Origin of the sequence: Lichenibacterium ramalinae (assembly GCF_004137085.1) — a bacterium.
Taxonomy (GTDB): domain Bacteria; phylum Pseudomonadota; class Alphaproteobacteria; order Rhizobiales; family Beijerinckiaceae; genus Lichenihabitans; species Lichenihabitans ramalinae.
In genome coordinates, this window is sequence record NZ_QYBC01000008.1 from 73,444 (window position 1) to 93,559 (window position 20,116).

Below are 20,116 nucleotides of genomic sequence, written 5' to 3' on the forward strand. Positions count from 1 at the left end.
ATGGCAACTGCATCCGACTCGAAGCTCATCAAGGGCGCGACCGGCGATTGGGAGATCGTCGTCGGCATGGAGATCCATGCCCAGGTGGCGTCGCGCTCGAAGCTCTTCTCCGGCGCCTCCACGGGCTTCGGCGCGGAGCCGAACAGCCAGGTCTCGTTCGTCGACGCCGCCATGCCGGGCATGCTGCCGGTCATCAATGAGTTCTGCGTCGCCCAGGCGGTGCGGACCGGCCTCGGCCTGAAGGCCCAGATCAACCACCGCTCGGTCTTCGACCGCAAGAACTACTTCTACCCGGACCTGCCGCAGGGCTACCAGATCTCGCAATTCAAGCACCCGATCGTGGGCGAAGGCGAGGTGCTGGTCGACGTGACGCCGGAGCGGCAGATCCGGGTCGGCATCGAGCGGCTGCATCTCGAGCAGGATGCCGGCAAGTCGACCCACGACCAGTCGCCCAACCAGAGCTTCGTCGATCTCAACCGGTCGGGCGTCGCCCTGATGGAGATCGTGTCGCGGCCCGACATCCGCTCGGCCGACGAGGCCAAGGCCTATGTGGGCAAGCTGCGCACCATCCTGCGCTACCTCGGCACCTGCGACGGCGACATGGAGAAGGGGAGCCTGCGCGCCGACGTGAACGTGTCGGTGCGCAGGCCGGGCGAGCCGCTTGGCACCCGCTGCGAGATCAAGAACGTCAATTCCATCCGCTTCATCGGCCAGGCGGTCGACACCGAAGCCCGGCGCCAGATCGGCATCCTCGAGGACGGCGGCGTCATCCAGCAGGAGACGCGGCTCTTCGATCCCGGCCGGGGCGAGACGCGCAGCATGCGCTCCAAGGAGGAAGCGCACGACTACCGCTACTTCCCGGACCCGGACCTGCTGCCGCTGGAGTTCGACCAGGCCTATGTCGACGCGCTCGCGGCGGACCTGCCCGAGCTGCCCGACGCCAAGAAGGCCCGGTTCGTGGCGGATTACGGCCTGTCGCCCTACGACGCGACCGTGCTGGTGGCCGAGCGGGACCTCGCCGCCTTCTACGAGCGCGCCGTCGCGGTCGGCGAGGGGCGCGACCCCAAGCTGGTGGCCAACTGGGTCACGGGCGACATCGCCGCCTATGCCAACGCCGTCGGGCTGCCGGTGCATGCGACCGAGATCACGCCCGAGCAGGTGGCGGGCCTCGTCGACCTCATCGTGGACGGCACGATCTCGGGCAAGATCGCCAAGGACGTGCTGGCGCTGATGGTGGGCGAGGAACGCGGCGCCGCACCCCGCGACATCGTCGAGCGACACGGGCTGCGCCAGGTCACCGACACGGGCGCCATCGAGGCCGCGGTCGACGCCATCATGGCGGCCAACCCCGACAAGGTCGCCCAGGTGCAGGCCAAACCCACCATGCTGGGCTGGTTCGTCGGACAGGCCATGAAGGCCACGGGCGGCAAGGCCAACCCGCAGGCCGTCAACGCCGTCCTGAAGGGCAAGCTCGGGATCTGACGGCGCGGCGGCCGGCAAGGGCCGTACCGGCTTTCTGCGAGCCGCCTCGGCGACTCCGCGCCGACGGAACTGCTCTCGATCCGAAGGCGGAGCGCCTCCGCAGAAGGCGGAACCGCTCTAGCTCCGCCGCGGCACGGACCGCCGGAGCCCAACGGCAAAGCGGCCGGGGAAAGCCCCGGCCGCGTGAGTTGGATTGAAGGGCAGGGGGCCGCCGGGCGGCGTCACTTCTGCGCGAGGCAGTTCCGCGAGAACTCTTTCCAGGTGCCCGAAGCGGTGCCGGCCCGCTTTATGTTGTTCCACTGGTGGCCGCATTCGTTCATGCGCGCCCGGGCGGCGACGCTACGCGACCCTGCATCTCCGTCCTGGCCGGCGGCAGGCGCACGTGGCGCCGCGGCGGGAGCTTCCGGGGATCGGGTCGGCACCGGGGCGCCATGCGGCGTGCCTGGCCCGGAGGCAGGCCCGGGCGAGGCGGCCCGACCCTGGCCCACCATGAGGGCCAGCGCGACGACAGCGACGGCTCCGACCTGGCCCCATCCGGACGCGGCGCGGGACGGCGCTGCGTCCCACGACGGATCGGACGACGTCATCATTCAGACGGCGCTGCGGGGACGGGGGCCGAAGCCTTGTGGGCGGCCGGGATGCCGGTGCCGCCATGAGCGGCGTCGGGCTTGATGGTCGCGGCCTTGCCGACCCCGGTCTCCGAGGTATTGGCGGTCTTGGCATCCTCGCGCGTCCATTTCTGGCCGCCGCACAGGATATAGGCCACGCAACCCTTCAGCTCGACCTGATTCTTGCTCAGGATCTTCAGCGTGGCGTCGTAGGTCTTGCCATTGGTGGGGTTGTACACCGTCCCCTTCCAATAGTCGTCCTCGGGCTTCATGTTGATGAGCTGGAGGCCGAGCAGGGGCCGCTTGCGCTTGACCTCGTCCTCGTTCTCCTTGTCGAGCCTGAGCGCGCCCTTGGCGTCGTTCGGCTCCTTCATCCAGAAGATGTTGCCGCAGAGCTTGTCACCGCAATGGGTGATGTGGATCTGAGATTCGTTCTTCTCGGTGGCCCAATAGCCGGTCGGATCTTCGGCCGCCCTGGCCTGGCTGATCCCCATGAGGCTCATGCCGAGCAGCCCGAGAACGGAAAGATAATTCGCCCTGACCATCATCACCCTGTCACTCTTCAGCGGGACCCACGACGCTGGCGGAGACGGAGGGATTCGAACCCTCGATAGGGCTTTACAACCCTATAACGGTTTAGCAAACCGCCGCCTTCAGCCTCTCGGCCACATCTCCGTCTTGCCCGTCTAAGGACAATCTTCGCGCTCGCTGGAGCGAGGCCACCTATGCCCCACCCTGCCGCGCTTTGCAAGGTTGGTCTTCGATTCGGGCGAAAGCAGGAAGGCGACGTGGAGCCGGTGAGGCAGGCTATCGCCTCCGCGGCGCCGTGCAGGCCGGGCGCCCGGGGCCGCCCGGCCCGTCCGGACATGCCGGGGATCCGGGGCCGCCCAGGCCCGATCCGCCGCCCGGCCCGCGCCGTCCGGAGCGGCCCGCCGCAAAAGCCCCACGCAAGTTCGCCTTCTCCCGTTCCTGAACTGCCCTAACGGAAGCATTTCCTTTCCCTAAGTGTAATCGTTGCGAGAATGTCACATGATGGGCTCAAAGCCCCCTTGAGGCGGTTTCGAGGCAATCTTGCGTTTGTCGAATCTCGGGGCCCGAGTATGTTGGCTCGGCGGAGGGGAAACGCCCCACGCATTCGAAGGCCCGAGGGTTAACGCTGGTCGCCTCAAACGGACGACCGATAAAAGGCGAGTGACGCGGGTCCAGAATCAGGGAGCACGGGGCGCTAAAGGTTCGATGCGGCTTTGGAGACAGTCTGATCTCGAGAGTGCTGCGGGTCACGAAGCAACACCATTCCCGTTGGGTCATTCATACTGGAGGTTTGACGATGAAGCTCGGTAAGAGCCTTCTTCTCGGTTCGGCGGCCGCATTCGCTGTCACCGTTGGCGCCCAGGCTGCCGATCTTCCCGTTCGGAAGGCAGCGCCTGTTGATTACGTCCGTGTCTGCGATTGGACCGGCGCAGGCTTCTTCTACATCCCTGGCACTGATACCTGCCTTCAGATCAGCGGCTTGATCCGCGTCGAAGGTGCGTTCATCAACAACTCCCGTCAGTTCTACCCGACCGCCACCATCGGCCAGGCCACCCGCCTCGTCGCTGCCGGCTCGATCATCCCGGGCCGCAACGAGGACACGTCGGGCTTCTTCGCCCGTGGCCGTCTCGCCGCCGACGCCCGCACGCAGACCGCCTACGGCACGCTGCGCACCTACGTCCGCTACCAGATCGATCGCCTCCAGGGCGTGTATCAGGGCGGCGGCTCGGCCGGCGGCGCCAACACCTTCGCCAACCAGGGCGGCAACCTCGCCTATCTGGACAAGGGCTTCATCCAGTTCGCCGGCATCACGGCCGGTCGCGTCCAGTCGTTCTTCGACTTCTACGCCGACAACTACAACTACGAAGGCATTGCCAACTCCGACTTGAGCAACAACGTCTTCGCCTACACCTACACGGGCGCCGGCGGCTTCTCGGCCACGTTCGCCGTCGAGGATCACAACCAGCGTAACGACGGCATCGGCTCGGTCACGGGCGGCACCTTCGGCGTGGCTTCGGCGGCGCAGTACGGCGGCGAGACCATCCCCGACCTCGTCGGCCAGATCCGCTTCGACCAGGCCTGGGGTGCGGCTCAGCTGAGCGCCGCCTACCACCAGATCAACACCGTGGCGGGCGCCTTCGCCGGCACCAACGGCCAGGGCTTCGCCAGCAAGGACGACGACGGCTTCGCCGTGCAGGGCGGCATCCAGCTCAAGCTGCCGATGCTCGCCGCCGGCGACGACCTGTGGATCCAGGGTGCCTACCAGAACGGCGCGTACCTCTACCAGGACTCGGTCGGCTACGCGAACGCCGGCTTCCAGTCGCGCTTCCTCGGCGGCTTCCAGCACATCGACCATGACGCCATCGCCATCGGCGTCCCGGGCAGCACCACCGGAGCCTACACGCTGGCCAAGAGCGAAGGCTTCTCGGTCATGGCTGCCATCAACCACTACTTCACGCCCAACTTCCACGACGTGCTGTTCGCCTCCTACGAGCAGTCCAGCTACGGCCGCGCGAAGAACATCGACTGGACGCTCGGTGGCCTCGGCGACATGAGCGAATATCGCATCGGCAACCAGTTCCTCTGGGATCCCGTGAAGAACCTCGAGTTCGGCGTCGAGGTGTTCTACGCCCATATCGACCAGACGCTCGCCCACAACCCGGGCCAGGCCGCGACGGCCCTGCCGGTCGGCATCAGCAAGAACCCCGACGGGTTTGAGGCTCGCCTCCGCGTCGAGCGCGACTTCTAAGATCCCATCGGATCGACGACACGAAGCCCGGCGGTGCGAACCGCCGGGCTTCGCCGTTTGGGCGGCCCATCGCGGCCGGGCCCGCGAGACCCTGCAGGTCGCGTTCGAGCTCGCGCGGGGTGCCTCGCCGTCGGGCCTCGAGCCGTCGTTCCTTTGTTTCCGCAACGAGAGGCGGTCTCCTGGCGCATTTGAGCGAAATGCGCAGCCGACCCTTCACCTCCGGCCTGTTCATTCTCTGAGATGGCCATGCCCGGAGAGGACTCCGCCGACCGTTCCACCGAGGACGGCCGGTTTCGCGTGCCGAAGCCGAAAGCCAACACCGTGACCCACCTGTTCGGGCGGAGATCCGTCGTCGTGGCGGCGGTCCTCGGCACCTGCGCCCTGTTCCCCGCCCGGGCCCAGGAGGCCCAGGACGACGGCAACCGCATGCTGGTCCAGCAATGTCCGACGGTGAAGGCGAAGCTCGACCGGGCCTTCTCGCGGCGCCCCGATTTCGCCTCGATCGGCGACGCGGCGAACGAGCGCATCGCCGAATGCCAATATTACCGGGAGCTCGGCGAAGCGGTCGAGGAGGGCTACACGGCCTTCGGGCTGTGCCGGGACGCCGGAGCCGCCGGCATCGCGGCGAAGAAGTCGGAGCTCAGGGCGATCCTGTCCCGGATCCGGCAGGCTGCCGTCCACACCTGCGACGGCTGACGCCGGCTTGTCGCCCCCCGACGCCTCCGGTACCGTCCCGCCGCATCCTCCGAAGGGACATCATGCGCGTTCTGGGCATCGAGACCACCTGTGACGAATCCGCCGCGAGTGTCGTCGCCTGGCGCGAGGACGGCAGGGGCGACATCCTGTCGAACGAGGTGATGAGCCAGATCGCCGACCATGCCGCCTTCGGGGGCGTCGTGCCCGAGATCGCGGCCCGTGCCCACGTCGAGGTGATCGACCGGCTGGTGGAGCGCGCGGTGGACAAGGCGGGCCTGAGCCTCGAGGACGTCGACGGCATCGCCGCCGCCGCCGGGCCCGGTCTCGTCGGCGGCGTCATGGTGGGCCTCACCACCGCCAAGGCGCTGGCGCTGGCGCTGCGCAAGCCGCTCATCGCCGTGAACCACCTCGAAGGCCATGCCCTGACGGCGCGGCTTACCGACGGCGTGGCCTTCCCCTATCTCCTGCTGCTCGTGTCGGGCGGCCACACGCAGCTCATCGCGGTGCGGGGCGTCGGCGACTATCGCCGCCTCGGCACCACCGTGGACGACGCCGTCGGGGAAGCCTTCGACAAGACCGCCAAGCTCCTCGGGCTGCCCTATCCGGGTGGACCGTCGGTCGAGCGCGCCGCCGAGACCGGCGACCCGGCCCGCTTCGCGCTGCCCCGCCCCATGCTGGGACGCGCCAAGCCCGACTTCTCCCTGTCCGGACTGAAGACCGCCGTGCGCCTCGAAGCGGAGCGCGCGGCACCGCTGAAGCCGCGCGACGTGTCCGACCTCTGCGCCTCCTTCCAGGCGGCGGCCGTCGACGTCCTGATCGACCGGACGCGGGCCGCCCTGCGGCTGTTCCGGGACGTCGCCGGCCACCCCAACGCCATCGTGGTGGCGGGTGGCGTCGCCTCGAACCTGTCGATCCGCAGCGCCTTCGTGCGTTTCGCGGGCGAAAGCGGCATCCGCCTCGTGCTGCCGCCGGCGATCCTGTGCACCGACAACGGCGCCATGATCGCCTGGGCCGGGATCGAACGGCTGCAGCTCGGTCTCGTCGACGACCTGACGGTGCCGCCACGGCCACGCTGGCCGTTGGACCCGACGGCCGAACGGGTCGGTGGCGGACGCGCCTGATGGGGTTCCGGCACGTCGCCGTCCTGGGCGCCGGCGCCTGGGGCACCGCGCTGGCCAATGTGGCGGCCCGCCCGGGCCGGGCCGTGACGCTGTGGTCGCGCGATGCCGCACTCGCCGCCGAGATGGAAGCATCACGCGAGAACCGGCGCTCCCTGCCGGGCGTCGGGCTCGCCGACGGCGTCCTGCCCCGTGCCGATCCTGCCGAAGCGCTGGCCGAGGCCGACCTCGTGCTGATGGTGGTGCCGGCTCAACACCTGCGCGCCACGCTGGCAGCCCTGCCGCCGTTCCCGCCGGACCTGCCCGTCGTGCTCTGCGCCAAGGGGATCGAGGCCGCGACGGGGCTGCTGATGAGCGAGGTGCTGGCGGCGGCCCGGCCCGGCCAGCCGGTGGCGGCCCTTTCGGGCCCGAGCTTCGCCGCCGACGTCGGCCGCCGGCGCCCCACGGCCGTGACGGTCGCGGCCGCCGAGGCCGAACTCTCGCGCAGCATCGCCGAGGGGCTGTCCGGCCCCGCCTTCCGCCTCTACCATACCGACGACCTCCTCGGCGTCGAGATCGGGGGGGCCGCCAAGAACGTGCTCGCCATCGCCTGCGGCGTCGCGGCCGGCATGGAGCTCGGCGCCAGCGCGGCGGCGGCCCTGACCGCCCGCGGCTTCGCCGAACTCACCCGTTTCGGCCGCGCCAGCGGCGCCCGGTCCGAGACGCTGATGGGGCTTTCGGGCCTGGGCGACCTCGTCCTGACCTGTGCGTCGGTGCAGTCGCGCAATTTCGCCTTCGGCCACGCTCTGGGGGCGGGTGCCTCCCTGGCGGCGGCCGCGGCGGGGCGCCTGGCCGAGGGCGTCGCCACCGCGCCGGTGCTGTGCCGGCTCGCGCGGCAGCGGGGGGTCGACATGCCGGTGGCCGAGGCCGTCGCCGCCCTCGTCGCCGGGCGGACGACGCCGGGCGCGGCCCTGGACGCCCTGATGGCCCGCCCGGCGCGCGCCGAAGGCGACGCCTGACCCCGTCCCGCCGATTTCCGGAGAGAGTTCCCCCATGGCGCATTGGCTGGTGAAGAGCGAACCCGCGAGCTGGTCCTTCGCCCGGCAGGTCGAGGCCGGTGCCGCCGGCACCTTCTGGAACGGCGTCCGCAACCACGTCGCCAAGCAGTATCTCATGGCCATGCAGGTCGGCGAGCAGGCGTTCTTCTACCATTCCAACGAGGGCAAGGCCGTCGTCGGCATCGTCGAGGTGATCAAGCCCTATTACCCGGACCACACCGACGAGAGCGGCAAGTTTGGCATGGTGGACCTGCGGGCCGTGCGGGACCTGCCGCCCGTCTCGCTTGACCGCATCAAGCGCGAGCCGCGCCTCGCCGAGATGGTGCTGGTCAAGAACTCGCGCCTGTCGGTGCAGCCCGTGACCGATGTCGAATGGGACGTGGTGCTGGAGATGGCAGGCGAGAGCAGATCCGAGGAACAGGCGGAGCGGTGAAGCCGTTCCCCGTCGCGTGCCCCCGCACGCGGGTGCAGGAGTGGCTTTCCCTGGCTCGCCTCGGCGAGTCGAAGCTGCTGAAACTGTTCTCGATTCTGAGTCGGAGCCGAATCGCCGGACGCGAAAGCGCTCCAGCCGGGAGTGAGGCGATGGCGACGATGTCCAACAGACTGGCGCTCTGCGCCTGCATCATGCTGCTGGCGGCTCCGGCGGCCGGCGCCGACATCGACAGGGTCCCGCACGGGGCTCGGGTCCGCCGCCTGACCGTGCATCCGAGCGCCGTGGTCCCGCCGGCGGCGCCCCTCGGCGTCGCGGTCGCGCCCGGCATCGTGGTCCAGACGCCCTTCACGCTCGTGGTGGGAGACCCGGACCGCGTCGTCCGCCTGCCGCATGAACTCGGCCCGGACGGGACCTACGACGACGCGGCGGGCCTCGTGCGCTCCATCGACGGCACGCCCTGCGGCGAGGCCTGCACGCGGCGCGCCCTGGTGCGTTGGGGCTACGCGCCCGCCGACTGACGCCGCCGTGGCGCCGTCGAGGAGCGGGCCCGCCGCGCCGCGGCACCGGCCCCGTGGTCCCGTCGGAGACGGCCTCGACCGCCTCAGATGAACTTCAGCGCCTTGAGGCTGCTGTGGCCGTGCCGCCCCACGATGAGGTGGTCGTGGATGGCGATGCCCATCGGCTTGGCGATGGCGATGATCTCGTGGGTCATGCGGATGTCGGCGGTCGAGGGGGTCGGGTCTCCCGACGGGTGGTTATGGACCAGGACGAGGGCGGTGGCGCCGAGTTCCAGCGCACGGCGCACGACCTCGCGGGGGTAGACGGGCGTGTGGTCGACCGTGCCGCGTCCCTGGACCTCGTCGCCGATCAGCATGTTGCGCTTGTCGAGGAACAGGATGCGGAACTCCTCCTGCTCGTTGAACGCCATGGCGGCGCGGCAATAGTCCAGCACCTCGGTCCAGGAGCCGAGCGTGGGGCGGGCCTTGACGATGCCGCGGGTCAGGCGCCGGGCCGCCGCTTCGACGACCTTGAGGTCCGTGATGGCGGATTCGCCGAGGCCCGGGATCTCGCGCAGCCGCTCGGGCCGGGCCGCGATCGTCTCGGCGAAGGAGCCGAAGCGCGCGATCATGGCCTTGGCGAGGGGCTTGACGTCGCGGCGTGGGATGGCCCGGAACAGGATCAGTTCCAGGAGTTCGTAATCCGCCACGCCGGCGTCGCCGACCGCATTGAACCGCTCGCGCAGCCTGTCGCGGTGGCCGGCATGGGGCTGGTCCTCCGGCCGGGCGTCGGCGCGTGCGGCGCCGTCGCCTCGGCTCATGCGGTGGCGCTGGCGCCGGCCTCGGCATAGGGGGGATGGTGCAGGCCGGCCGGCGACAGGGTGAAGATTTCGCAGCCCGTCTCCGTCACCCCCACGGTGTGCTCGAACTGGGCCGACAGCGACCGGTCCCGCGTCACCGCGGTCCACCCGTCGCCCAGGACCTTCACGTGCGGGCGGCCGAGGTTCACCATGGGCTCCACGGTGAAGAACATGCCGGGCTTGAGCACCACGCCCTCGCCGCGCCGGCCGTAATGCAGGATGTTGGGCTCGTCGTGGAACAGCCGGCCGATGCCGTGCCCGCAGAACTCCCGCACGATGGTGCAGCGTTCCGCCTCGGCGAAGTCCTGGATGAGGGCGCCGATGTCGCCCGTGGTCGCGCCGGGCTTGACGGCCGCGACGCCGATCATCAGCGCCTCGTAGGTGACCTCGATGAGCCGCTCGGCACGGCGCGGGACCTCGCCGACCGTGTACATGCGGGACGAATCGCCGTGCCAGCCGTCGACGATCAGGGTCACGTCGATGTTGAGGATGTCGCCCGAGCGCAGCGGCTTGTCGTCCGGGATGCCGTGGCACACGACGTGGTTCAGCGACGTGCAGATGCTCTTGGTGAAGCCGCGGTAGTCGAGCGGCGCCGGATAGGCGCCGTGCGCCACGGCGAAGTCGAACACCAGCTTGTCCAGCGCCGCCGTCGTGACGCCGGGGCGCACCTCCGGCACGAGGAGGTCCAGTGCTTCCGCGCAGAGACGCCCGGCACGCCGCATGCCCTCGAAGGCGGCGGCGTCGTGGATCTTGATCTGGCCGTTCTTGCGGCCCGGCGATGTCGAAGCTTCGACGAAGGTCATGGAGTCCCGAGCGCGTGGGGGAGGTGAGCCCGAAGGCGTTGGCGGCGACGATAGCCAATCGCGATGCCGACTTCAAACGCCGATAGCCCGGGACGACGGGGGGAGGGGCGGGCGGGATGCGCCGGGCTTGCCAAGGCCGCCGGGTTGCGTGAGACAGGGCCGATGACGCCCAGAGCCTCGAACGACCTTTCCGCCTTCGGGCGCCACGCGCCCCGGGGCTGGCTGGCCGGCCTGGTGCGGACGGCGCGGCTGTGCGGCACCGACTGGGCCGGCAAGCGCCTCGCCTTCGCGCTCCGGGCCGTCGGCGTCCGCGCCCTCGGCGGCCAGCCGCTCGACGTCGAGACGCTGGGGGCCCGCATGCGGCTCTATCCCGGCCACAACGTCGCCGAGAAGAACCTGCTCTTCACGCCGCAATATTTCGACCCCCAGGAGCGCCGCTTCCTCGCCGCACGCCTCGGAGCCGACTTCGTCTTCATCGACATCGGCGCCAACGTCGGCGGCTACGCGCTCTTCGTCGCCACGCTGGCCGGCCCGGGCGCCAGGGTCCTCGCCATCGAGCCGCAGGGCGACATCTTCGAGCGCCTGTCCTTCAACATCCGGCAGAACAGCTTCCCGTCGATCAAGGCGCTCGAACTCGCTGTTGCGGACTGCGACGGCGACGTGACGCTGTTCATCGATGCCAAGAACAAGGGCGAGACTTCCATGCGGCTCGTCGGCACGCACGGGCTCGGCGCCTCGGTGCGTGTGCCCGCCAAGGCGCTCGCCAGCATCGTGGCCGAGGAAGGCTTCGCGCGCATCGACGCCATCAAGCTCGACGTCGAGGGCGCCGAGGATCTCATCCTCGAGGCCTTCTTCCGCGACGTCGCGGCGCGGCTCTGGCCGCGGCTGCTCATCGTCGAGGACGCGCCGGGCCGCTGGGCCATCGACCTGCCGGCGCTCATCGCCCGGCAAGGCTACGCCGTCGCGCTGAAGACCCGCACCAACGTCATCTACGAGCGCCCCTGGACCAGCGGAGACTGAACCATGTCCACCCCCGTGACGGCCGCCATCCTAGTGATCGGCGACGAGATCCTGTCGGGCCGCACCAAGGACAAGAACATCGGCACCATCGCCGACGTCCTCATGGCCATGGGCATCGACCTGCGCGAGGTGCGGATCGTGCCGGATGTCGAGGAGGAGATCGTCGCGGCGGCGAATGCGCTGCGCCGCCGCTACACCTACCTGTTCACCACCGGCGGCATCGGTCCCACCCACGACGACATCACCGCCGACAGCATCGCCAAGGCCTTCGGCGTCGGCATCTCGGAGCGGCCCGACGCGATCGCCATGCTGCTGGAACGCATCAAGCCCGAGGACCTGAACGAGGCCCGCCGCCGCATGGCCCGGATCCCCGACGGGGCGGACCTGATCCGCAACGACGTGTCGAAGGCGCCCGGCTTCATGCTGGACAACGTCGTCGTGATGGCGGGCGTACCGGCCATCATGCAGAACATGCTGGACAATGTGGCGCCGCGTCTCGCCGGCGGCACCCGCATGGTGTCGCGCTCCATCGACGCCGCGGGCCTGCCCGAGGGGGCCTATGCGGCGGGGCTCGGCGCGCTGGCCAAGGCCCATGCCGAGGTGTCGATCGGCTCCTACCCGTCCTTCTCGCCGGACGGCTTCCGCAACCAGATCGTGGTGCGCGGCCGGGACGAGGCGCGCGTCGCCGCCGCCGCGGCCGCCGTGGAAACCCTGCTGGCGGACTTGCGGGGCGACGCGGTTCCGGTGTAGCGCCCACGCTTCGCCGCGGGACCGAGACGGAGGGCCGACGATGAGTGACCACGCCAGCAAGGCTTTCCCGGTCTCCTGGGACCAGTTCCATCGCGACTGCCGGGCGCTGGCCTGGCGGCTGTCGGCGGCCGGGCCCTTCGACGCCCTGGTGGCGATCACCCGCGGCGGCCTCGTGCCGGCCGCCATCGTGGCGCGCGAGCTCGGCATCCGCACCATCGAGACGGTCTGCATCGCCAGCTACCACGACTACGAAACGCAGGGCGGCCTGCAGGTGCTGAAGGGCGTGTCCGACGCCGTGCTGAACCTCGGCGATGGCGCCAAGGTGCTGGTCATCGACGACCTCGTCGACACCGGCAAGACCGCCAAGGAGGTGCGCGACATGCTGCCCAACGCGCATTTCGCCACCATCTACGCCAAGCCGCTCGGCCGCCCCCTGGTCGACACCTACGTCACCGAGGTGAGCCAGGACACCTGGATCTATTTCCCCTGGGACATGGGCCTCGCCTTCCAGGAGCCGCTCGCCACGGGGCAACGCGGCTGAGGCCGGTCCCGCATCCCGACCGGAGCTGGCGCGCTTCAGCGACGGCATGACACGCGCCGGCTCAGGCGAGCCGGACGGGGACGGGCGGGGTCCGACCCGTCGGCGCGTCCTCGGCGAAATCCCCCGGCTCACGCCGCCGGACGGCGGCTTCGCCACAGCCTCGAGGCCGAGACGGGGCGCCGCCTGCCATCCACCGCCGCGAGATGGCCCGTCCGTCTATCTCCCGTCAGCACCCGATGGTAATGGGCACCCAGGTACCACCGGCGTTGATTCGGCTGGAGATGGGCAGTGACGAAGATCTCAAATCGTAACTTCAATCCACAGGTCGACTACAGGCCTGTTTTCATCCCGGTCTGTGTCGTTGTCTCCGTCATCATCAGCATTCTCGCTTGGGTTCATTTCACGCCTGTATTGCCGGCGACCGACCTGGATAGCTCCTGGCGATGGGGCATCGACGACGCATCGTTGCGGCACCTGTCCTTCGGTCGAGATATCGTCTTCACCTTCGGGCCACTCGGCTTCCTATATGCAGGCCTGCACGATCCAGGCCACGATACGCTCTATGTCGTCCTGTCGTCGCTGTTCTGTTCGGGGCTGGTCTCGGGGTTCGTGCTGACGGCCACGCGAGGCCGCAAGCCCTATCTCCTTCTTCTCCCGGTGCTGATCGCGAACCTCGCCGTGAGGGATGCGGCACTGTTCGCCGTGCCCATCTCCCTCGTGTTCGCGTCCTGCCGCGGCAACCCACCGACGCTGGCTTGGGCGATCGGCATCATCCTCGTCGCCCTGGTGGACGGCCTGCTGCCGCTCATCAAGGGGACCGCCACACTGCCGGTGGGCTTCTGCACGGCGCTTGCCGTCGTGGCTCTCTTCCCCCGCAGGCCCGGTTGGGCCGTCGCCCTTCCGGCGATCACGGCCGCCACGACCCTCCTCGCCTGGGTCGGCTCCGGGCAGGCTCTGGCGAACCTGCCCGTCTACCTGTCGCGCCAGTCGGAGATCGCCCGCGGCTACACGGAAGCGATGTCGGTCTGGGGAAACGCCGCGGACCTCGTCGTCTACATCCCCGTGGCGCTCCTCCTGGCCACCCTGGCCTATCGCGCGAATCCGGAGCACCGTCTCGTCAGGGCCCTCGCGGTCCTCGGGATCTGCACCGTGGTGCTCAAGGCCGCCTTCGTGCGCCATGACGGCCACGGCTTCATCGCCGGCTCCAGCCTGGGCCTGATCGGGCTCCTGGTGTTCCTCCACGACGACGCGCGCGGGGCCGCGCTGGGACTCGCCTCCGGGCTCCTGGCCTGGGCCATGATCGCCGGCACCTATGTTCCGGCGGATGTCCGCACGGTGCTATCCACCTTCGCCACGGTGGTCTCCGACTCGGCTTCGGGCCTCGCGATGCGGGTCGGCCATCCCGACAGGCTCTTTGCCGACTACAGCGCCCGCAAGGCTGCCCTGAAGCAAGCGCTCAACCTCCCGCAGCTGTCCGGGACGGTCGACATCTACCCGACCGACACCGGCGCCCTGCTGGCCTCAGACCTCGACTGGCATCCTCGCCCGGTGATCCAAAGCTATTCCGCCTACACTCCGACCCTGGCGGCGCTCAATGCCCGCCACCTGGAAGGCAAGGACGCACCCGACACCGTCCTGTTCAGCGTGGGCCCCATCGACGGCCACTACCCCAACCTCGAGGATGGCGCCAGTTGGCCGGGGCTGCTGTCCCACTACGACATTAAGGGCCGCGCCGACGCCTACGTCGTCCTGCAGCGCTCGTCGACCGACCACCATGCCAGGATCGGGACGGAGATCTCGCGCGGCACTTATGCCTTCGACACGCCGATCAGTCTTCCCGGGGCGGTGCCCGACATCTGGGCCACGTTCAAGTTCCACCCGTTGAAGACCGGGCAGCTTCTTTCGGTCGTCTTCAAGCGCCCGTCCCTGTTCATGGACGTGACCTTCGTGACGGGGGACCACGAACGTTTCAGAATGGTCGCCGGGATGGCGGAAGGCTTCCTGCTGTCGCCCTCGATACGCTCTGCCGACGACTTCGTGGCGCTGGCGGCCGGTGACGAGGAGAGCCTGCACGACCTCGAGGTCCAGTCGATCAGCCTGCACCAGGCTTCCACGTACCCCTTCTGGGGCGCCACCTTCGATCTCGTGCTGGCGCCGCTGACCGTCGAGCCGCACCCCGAAGAGGGGCATTGACAATGTGGCCGCCGGGCCGTCGTCGCGCCGGTGGTGCGCGCTGGGGGACTCGAACCCCCAAGCCCGGAGGCGGGGGATTTTAAGTCCCCTGCGGCTACCAATTTCGCCAAGCGCGCTGAAGCGCCGCGAGGAGTAGCACGGCCGTCCCGAGGCGGGAAACCACTTTCCAGGTCACGGGCGCCGACAGCGCCGACGGTGGTGTTGCGGGTTGCCGGCCGGACACGCCTAAGGCGGGCGCCGGCCTTGAGTCGAGACGTCGGCCCCACGGGGGAGGGCGGCCCTCCTAAGGCGTAGCGCCCGTCACTTCAGCCAGCCTTTGGCGCGTCCGTCCGCCAGGAGGGCGCGGGCGTAGTCCTCGGAGGACAGGCGGAAGCTGCCGTGCTTGCGGAAGGCGCGCCCGTCGGCCTCGGCCTGGGCGTAGGCCGCGCAGATGGCGACCTCGTCGCCGTCGTGCAGGCGGTGCAAGGTCCGCATCAACTCGCGCTGGTGCTCTGTGGCTGTCGCTGGCATGGGGGTCAGATATCTTATGATGATGGCGAGCGCCATCCTGACCGTGGGTTCCGCCGTCGGCGGCGGCACTCGGCCCGATGACCGCCAAGCAACGCGGGGCCGGGCCGGTCGGTTCGCCCGGAGGCACGCCGGCGCGGCAGCCGCGGATCCGGCATTTCCCCGCACGTCTCTCCTTCCGCCCGTCGGGATCCGTAGCCGAGCTGAGGGCAGCCTCGGTACACCGACGGCCCATCGCAACATCCCCTCGCCACTCGCCAGGATACATCGTCGGACGCGCGGCGTTTGACAGTCCGAGATCGGCGTTGTTTTCTGGGATCGTCGTCTCGACGATAGGGATCACCCGCGACACTCGGCGGAGGGCACATGGGCTACGCTTCCTACGGCGGCTACTACGGCTATGGTGGAGCCTACAGCTACTACGGCTATGGCGGCTCTTACGGCTACGGTGGTTATTACGGGTACTATGGCTACGGCGGCTACCTCGGCTATTACGGCTACGGTGGTTACCTCGGCTACTATGGCTATGGTGGCTATCTCGGCTACTACGGCTACGGTGGCTATTATGGATATGGTGGCTACTACGGTTACGGCGGCTACTACGGCTATGGTGGCTACTTCGGCTACTACAGCGGGTTCCTCGGGTACTACGGCGGCTATGGCGGCTACGGAGGCTATTACGGCTTCGGCGGCTACGGAGCCTATGGCTACTACTGAAGCCCGGACGGGGTCGGGCAGCTTCGCCTGACCGTCGAACACCAGCGCGACGCCTCCGCCTCGGGCGGACGCGTCGTGGCGAGCGCAGAGGGACGTCGCGGAGGATGTGCCGCGACGTCCCGGCGGGTTGCGGCTATTCCGCCGCCGCGAGGTAGAGTTCGTCCCAGATCCGGGCGAGGTCGTCCTTGGGCACGCCGACGAGATCGATGCGGTCGTGGGCCATCAGCCTCACGCCCGGCACGTTGTATTTGACCGCCACCTCGGCGATGCGCAGCAGCTGCGCGGGCGTGCAATGGCCGTCCGCGGTGTCGGGCACCAGCGAAAAGGTGCCGTCCTCCAGGATGCGGGCCTGGACGTGGCCGTCGAGGCGCGACGGCTCGTCCGGGACCTCGGGCGCGACGGCCAGCGGGGGCGCCTGGTCGGCGAAATAGGCCGTCAGCGCCTCGACCTGCCCCCTGCAGGACCCGCAGCCCATGCCGGCCCGGGTCGCCGCCATGACGGCGGCGGCGTCGCGGTGCCCGCACGCGACCGCGGCCCCGATGGCGCCCTTGGACACGCCGTTGCAGTTGCAGACGCGCGCCTCGGCCGGCATCTCCTCGGGCGACACCGCCTGGGGCGCGGCGCCGAGGTCGAAGAGCAGCGCCAGGCGCTCCTCGGGCAGGGGGGCGTCGCGGTCGAAGGCCTGCATCAGGTAGGCGGCTTTGGAGATCTCCCCCATCAGGATGCCGCCGACGAGCCGCCCGTCGCGCACGATGAGCTTCTTGTAGGTGCCGCGCTTCGGCTCGGCGAACTGGATCACCTCGTCGTGCTCGTCCTTGGGCTCGGTGATGCCCATGGAGGCGAGTTCGACGCCCATCACCTTCAGCTTGGTGGCGAGCTTGGAGCCCTGGTAGGCGGCCTGCGCGTCGTGGCCCGTGACGTGGTCGGCGAAGACCTTGGCCTGGTCCCACAGGGGGGCGACGAGGCCGTAGACCTTGCCGCGGTGCTGGGCGCATTCGCCGACCGCGTAGACGGAGCGGTCGTCGATGGACTGCATGTGGTCGTTGACCACGATGGCGCGCTCGACGGTCAGTCCCGCCCGCAGGCCGATCTCGCTGTTGGGCCGCACCCCGGCCGCCACCACCACCATGTCGCAGTCGATCGTCGTCCCGTCCTTGAAGGCGAGGCCCGACACGCGGTCCTCGCCGAGGATCTCGGTCGTGGCCTTGCCGGTGTGGACGTGCAGGCCGAAGCCTTCCATCGTCCGGCGCAGCATGCCGCCGCCGGTGGCGTCGAGCTGCAGTTCGAGGAGGTGGCCGGCGAGGTGCACGACGTGCGATTCGCAGCCGAGGCCGCCGAGCGCCCGCGCGGCCTCGAGGCCGAGGAGCCCGCCGCCGATCGTCACGGCCTTGCGGGCCGTCCGGGCGAAGGCCGCGATGCCGTGGCAGTCGTCCAGCGTCCGGTAGGCGAAGAGGCCCGGCTTCATCCGCCCGTCGGCGTCCATCGCCCCCTTGAAGGGCGGCACGAAGGCCTTGCTGCCCGTGGCGATCAACAGCACGTCGTAGGGTTCCACCGTGCCGGCCGCCGACCGCACCGTCTTGGCGGCGCGGTCGATCTCCACGACGCGGTCGCCGCTGTGCAGTTTGACGCCAGTCTCTGCGTACCAGGCGGGCGTGTTGATGAGGATGTCGTCGGCCGTCTTGGATCCGTTGAGGATGCCGGAGAGCAGGATGCGGTTGTAATTGCCGTAGGGCTCGTCGCCGAACATGACGATGTCGAACAGGGCATCGCCGCCGCGCGCCAGCACGTCCTCCACGGCCCGCGCTCCGGCCATGCCGTTGCCGACCACCACAAGCTTGCGTTTCGTCATCGGATGCGCGGTCCCGGGCCTGGATGGTCGCCGAGCGGGATTTTGCGAAACTCGTGCCAGGGCGGGTGCGGCTTCAGGGCGGCGGAGCGTCGCGCACGATCCGCACGGCGCAGACCTTGAACTCGGGCATGCGCGAGATGGGGTCGAGCGCCGCATGGGTGAGGGCGTTCGCCGACTGCCCGTCGCCCCAGTGGAAGGGCACGAAGAGCGTGTCGAGCCGGATGGCGGGCGTGAGCCGCGTCCGAACCGCGATGGAGCCCCGGCGCGTCGTCAGCCGCGCCATGTCGCCTTCGGCGAGCCCGAGGCCGCGCGCCGTTTGCGGATGGATCTCGACGAAGGCGGAGGGCTCGGCGGCGGCCAGCTCCGGCACCCGGCGGGTCTGGGTGCCGGACTGGTACTGGCCCATGACGCGCCCGGTGGTCAGCCAGTAGGGGAAGTCGTCGTCCGGCACTTCGGCGGCCGGGCGAGGCTGCACGGCGGCGAAGCGCGCCCGCCCGTCCGGCGTGGCGAATCCGTCGAGGAACAGCCGCGGCGTGCCCGGATGGTCGTCGTCGGGGCAGGGCCAGAAGACGCCGTCCTCGGCGGCGATCCGCGCGTAGGAGATGCCGGCATAGTCGGCGAGGCCGCCGCGGCTGGCACGGCGCAGTTCCGCGAAGCCCGTCTCGGCGTCGGCGGAGAAGTCGGCCGCGCAGCCGAGGCGGCGTGCCAACGCCTGGAGAACCTCGGCATCGGTCCTGACCCCCGGGGGGGGCGCCTGGGCCCGGGCGCGGCGCAGCACGCGCCCCTCGAGGTTCGTCATGGTGCCGTCCTCCTCGGCCCATTGCGCCGTGGGCAGCACCACGTCGGCGAGCGCCGCCGTCTCGGACAGGAACAGGTCCGACACCACCAGGAGTTCGAGGCCGCGCAGGTTCTCCGCCACGCGGGCCGCGGCCGGCGACGACACGACGACGTTCGACGCCAGCACCATCAGGGCCTTGACGGCGCCGCCCGGCGCCGTGGCGTCGAGGAGTTCGGTGGCCGAAAGGCCGGGGCCGGGCAGGGATGCGGGATCGACGCCCCAGACGGCGGCGACCTCGGCGCGGTGCCGGGGGTCGGCGATCTTGCGGTAGCCGGGCAGCTGGTCGGCCTTCTGGCCGTGCTCGCGCCCGCCCTGGCCGTTGCCCTGTCCCGTCAGCGTCCCCCAGCCGCACAGGGGCCGGCCGGCCTTGCCGAGCGCCAGCGCGAGGTTGATGAAGGCCGACACGTTGTCGACCCCCTGGCTCTGCTGTTCGGGCCCGCGCCCGGTCAGCACCATGGCGGTGGCGGCCTCGCCGAGGATGTGGGCCGCCTCGACGATCTGGCGTTCCGGCACGCCGGTGATGCGCTCGACGCGGTCGGGCCAGTGCTGGGCGGCGATGCGCCTCACCGCCTCGAACCCGCTGGTCCGCGCCGCGATGAAGTCCGGGTCTGTCAGCCCGTCGCGGATCGCGACGTGGAGGAGGCCCGCCGCCAGGGCACCGTCGGTGCCGGGCGTCGTCTGCAGGTGCAGCGTCGCGCGCTGGGCCGTGGCGCTGCGGCGGGGGTCCACCACGATCAGCCGCCCGCCGCGCGCCCGCTGCGCGTCGAAATACTGCATCAGGGGCGGCATCGTCTCGGCGGGGTTGCTGCCCGCCACCAGGATCGCGTCGGTCTCGGCGATGTCGGCCATGGGGAAGGGGAGCCCGCGATCGATGCCGAAGGCGCGGCTTCCGGCCGCGGCGGCCGACGACATGCAGTAGCGGCCGTTGTAATCGATGTTGGCGGTGCCGAGCGCCACGCGGGCGAACTTGCCCAGGAGATAGGCTTTCTCGTTCGTCAGCCCGCCGCCGCCGAACACGCCCACGGCGTCGGCGCCGTGACGGGCCCGGATGTCGCGGAACCGCGCCGCGACGAGGTCCAGCGCCTCGTCCCAGCCGGCGGCCCGCAAGGGCCCGCCCTTGGTGTCGCGGATCAGCGGCGTCGTCAGGCGCTCGGGCGAAACCAGAAGCGCCGCCGCCGTCCAACCCTTGCGGCAGAGGCCGCCCTTGTTGGTCGGGAAATCCCGGGCCGCGACGCTGAAGCGCCCTTCGGCGTCGGGCACCAGCGTCATCCCGCACTGCAGCGCGCAATAGGGACAATGGGTGTCGACCGGCACCGGGGCGGGGTCGTTGAGGGCTGCGGCCTGCGAGGGGGCCGGCGCGCCGGGATGATGGTTCATGGGCCTGCCGT

18 protein-coding genes and 2 tRNA genes are annotated in these 20,116 nt (G+C 70.0%); 12 read left to right on the forward strand and 8 right to left on the reverse strand.

All coding sequences use genetic code 11. From position 1 onward, the window contains the following. The gene (gene gatB / locus D3272_RS10920) at window positions 1–1,482 is read left to right on the forward strand and encodes an Asp-tRNA(Asn)/Glu-tRNA(Gln) amidotransferase subunit GatB (protein ID WP_129219205.1); all 1,482 of its coding nucleotides are present in this window, start codon (window positions 1–3) and stop codon (window positions 1,480–1,482) included. Window positions 1,483–2,068: 586 nt separating this feature from the next. Here gatB and D3272_RS10925 read toward each other — a convergent pair. Both D3272_RS10925 and D3272_RS10930 read right to left on the reverse strand, forming a co-directional pair. After that, entirely contained in the window at window positions 2,069–2,638 is a 570-nt protein-coding gene (locus tag D3272_RS10925; protein ID WP_129219206.1) for a DUF2147 domain-containing protein, read from the reverse strand. A 33-nt stretch (window positions 2,639–2,671) separates the two neighbouring features. Next, a tRNA-Ser gene (locus D3272_RS10930) sits at window positions 2,672–2,765 on the reverse strand. A gap of 652 nt (window positions 2,766–3,417) precedes the next feature. On the opposite strand from D3272_RS10930, the gene D3272_RS10935 reads away from it, so the two are divergent. From D3272_RS10935 to D3272_RS10960, 6 genes are all read left to right on the forward strand, one after another. Beyond that, a complete protein-coding gene (locus D3272_RS10935; RefSeq protein ID WP_129219207.1) occupies window positions 3,418–4,869 on the forward strand; it encodes a porin in 1,452 nt (483 codons plus the stop codon). Between the two features lie 246 nt (window positions 4,870–5,115). Next, a complete protein-coding gene (locus tag D3272_RS10940) occupies window positions 5,116–5,565 on the forward strand; it encodes a hypothetical protein (protein ID WP_129219208.1) in 450 nt (149 codons plus the stop codon). Window positions 5,566–5,627: 62 nt separating this feature from the next. Beyond that, window positions 5,628–6,686: a tRNA (adenosine(37)-N6)-threonylcarbamoyltransferase complex transferase subunit TsaD gene (gene tsaD / locus D3272_RS10945; RefSeq protein WP_129219209.1), complete on the forward strand. Its 1,059-nt coding sequence runs from the start codon at window positions 5,628–5,630 to the stop codon at window positions 6,684–6,686. Next, on the forward strand, window positions 6,686–7,681 hold the full coding sequence (locus D3272_RS10950) for an NAD(P)H-dependent glycerol-3-phosphate dehydrogenase (protein WP_129219210.1): 996 nt from the start codon (window positions 6,686–6,688) through the stop codon (window positions 7,679–7,681). The genes tsaD and D3272_RS10950 overlap by 1 nt, the downstream gene beginning before the upstream one ends. Window positions 7,682–7,715: 34 nt before the next feature. Then, window positions 7,716–8,153 carry an EVE domain-containing protein gene (locus D3272_RS10955; protein WP_129219211.1) on the forward strand — a complete coding sequence of 146 codons (438 nt, stop codon included), beginning with the start codon at window positions 7,716–7,718 and terminating at the stop codon, window positions 8,151–8,153. A 158-nt stretch (window positions 8,154–8,311) separates the two neighbouring features. Then, on the forward strand, window positions 8,312–8,671 hold the full coding sequence (locus D3272_RS10960) for a hypothetical protein (protein WP_129219212.1): 360 nt from the start codon (window positions 8,312–8,314) through the stop codon (window positions 8,669–8,671). Window positions 8,672–8,754: 83 nt separating this feature from the next. Here D3272_RS10960 and radC read toward each other — a convergent pair whose 3' ends face one another. Together radC and map are read right to left on the reverse strand one after the other, a co-directional pair. Further along, a complete protein-coding gene (gene radC, locus D3272_RS10965) occupies window positions 8,755–9,471 on the reverse strand; it encodes a RadC family protein (RefSeq protein WP_129219213.1) in 717 nt (238 codons plus the stop codon). Beyond that, a complete protein-coding gene (map, locus tag D3272_RS10970; protein WP_129219214.1) occupies window positions 9,468–10,313 on the reverse strand; it encodes a type I methionyl aminopeptidase in 846 nt (281 codons plus the stop codon). Before map ends, radC begins: the two co-directional genes overlap by 4 nt. Before the next feature lie 162 nt (window positions 10,314–10,475). On the opposite strand from map, the gene D3272_RS10975 reads away from it, so the two are divergent. The 4 genes from D3272_RS10975 to D3272_RS10990 all read left to right on the forward strand — a co-directional run bounded on the left by D3272_RS10975 (window position 10,476) and on the right by D3272_RS10990 (window position 14,817). Then, entirely contained in the window at window positions 10,476–11,333 is an 858-nt protein-coding gene (locus D3272_RS10975) for an FkbM family methyltransferase (protein WP_129219215.1), read from the forward strand. 3 nt (window positions 11,334–11,336) lie between these two features. Continuing rightward, on the forward strand, window positions 11,337–12,083 hold the full coding sequence (locus D3272_RS10980; RefSeq protein ID WP_129219216.1) for a competence/damage-inducible protein A: 747 nt from the start codon (window positions 11,337–11,339) through the stop codon (window positions 12,081–12,083). A 40-nt stretch (window positions 12,084–12,123) separates the two neighbouring features. After that, window positions 12,124–12,624: a xanthine phosphoribosyltransferase gene (gene gpt, locus D3272_RS10985; RefSeq protein ID WP_129219217.1), complete on the forward strand. Its 501-nt coding sequence runs from the start codon at window positions 12,124–12,126 to the stop codon at window positions 12,622–12,624. 465 nt (window positions 12,625–13,089) lie between these two features. Continuing rightward, window positions 13,090–14,817 carry a hypothetical protein gene (locus tag D3272_RS10990; RefSeq protein WP_129219218.1) on the forward strand — a complete coding sequence of 576 codons (1,728 nt, stop codon included), beginning with the start codon at window positions 13,090–13,092 and terminating at the stop codon, window positions 14,815–14,817. Window positions 14,818–14,848: 31 nt separating this feature from the next. On the opposite strand, the gene D3272_RS10995 is transcribed toward D3272_RS10990, so the two are convergent. Both D3272_RS10995 and D3272_RS11000 read right to left on the reverse strand, forming a co-directional pair. Continuing rightward, window positions 14,849–14,933, reverse strand: a tRNA-Leu gene (locus D3272_RS10995). 184 nt (window positions 14,934–15,117) lie between these two features. Beyond that, window positions 15,118–15,327: a hypothetical protein gene (locus D3272_RS11000; protein ID WP_129219219.1), complete on the reverse strand. Its 210-nt coding sequence runs from the start codon at window positions 15,325–15,327 to the stop codon at window positions 15,118–15,120. A gap of 363 nt (window positions 15,328–15,690) precedes the next feature. On the opposite strand from D3272_RS11000, the gene D3272_RS11005 reads away from it, so the two are divergent. Continuing rightward, window positions 15,691–16,041, forward strand: coding sequence for a spore coat protein (locus D3272_RS11005; protein WP_129219220.1), 351 nt, complete (start codon window positions 15,691–15,693; stop codon window positions 16,039–16,041). A 133-nt stretch (window positions 16,042–16,174) separates the two neighbouring features. Here D3272_RS11005 and D3272_RS11010 read toward each other — a convergent pair whose 3' ends face one another. Together D3272_RS11010 and D3272_RS11015 are read right to left on the reverse strand one after the other, a co-directional pair. Next, entirely contained in the window at window positions 16,175–17,890 is a 1,716-nt protein-coding gene (locus D3272_RS11010; RefSeq protein ID WP_129219221.1) for an FAD-dependent oxidoreductase, read from the reverse strand. Window positions 17,891–17,963: 73 nt separating this feature from the next. Further along, entirely contained in the window at window positions 17,964–20,105 is a 2,142-nt protein-coding gene (locus D3272_RS11015) for a molybdopterin oxidoreductase family protein (protein WP_129219222.1), read from the reverse strand. Window positions 20,106–20,116 lie beyond the last annotated feature (11 nt).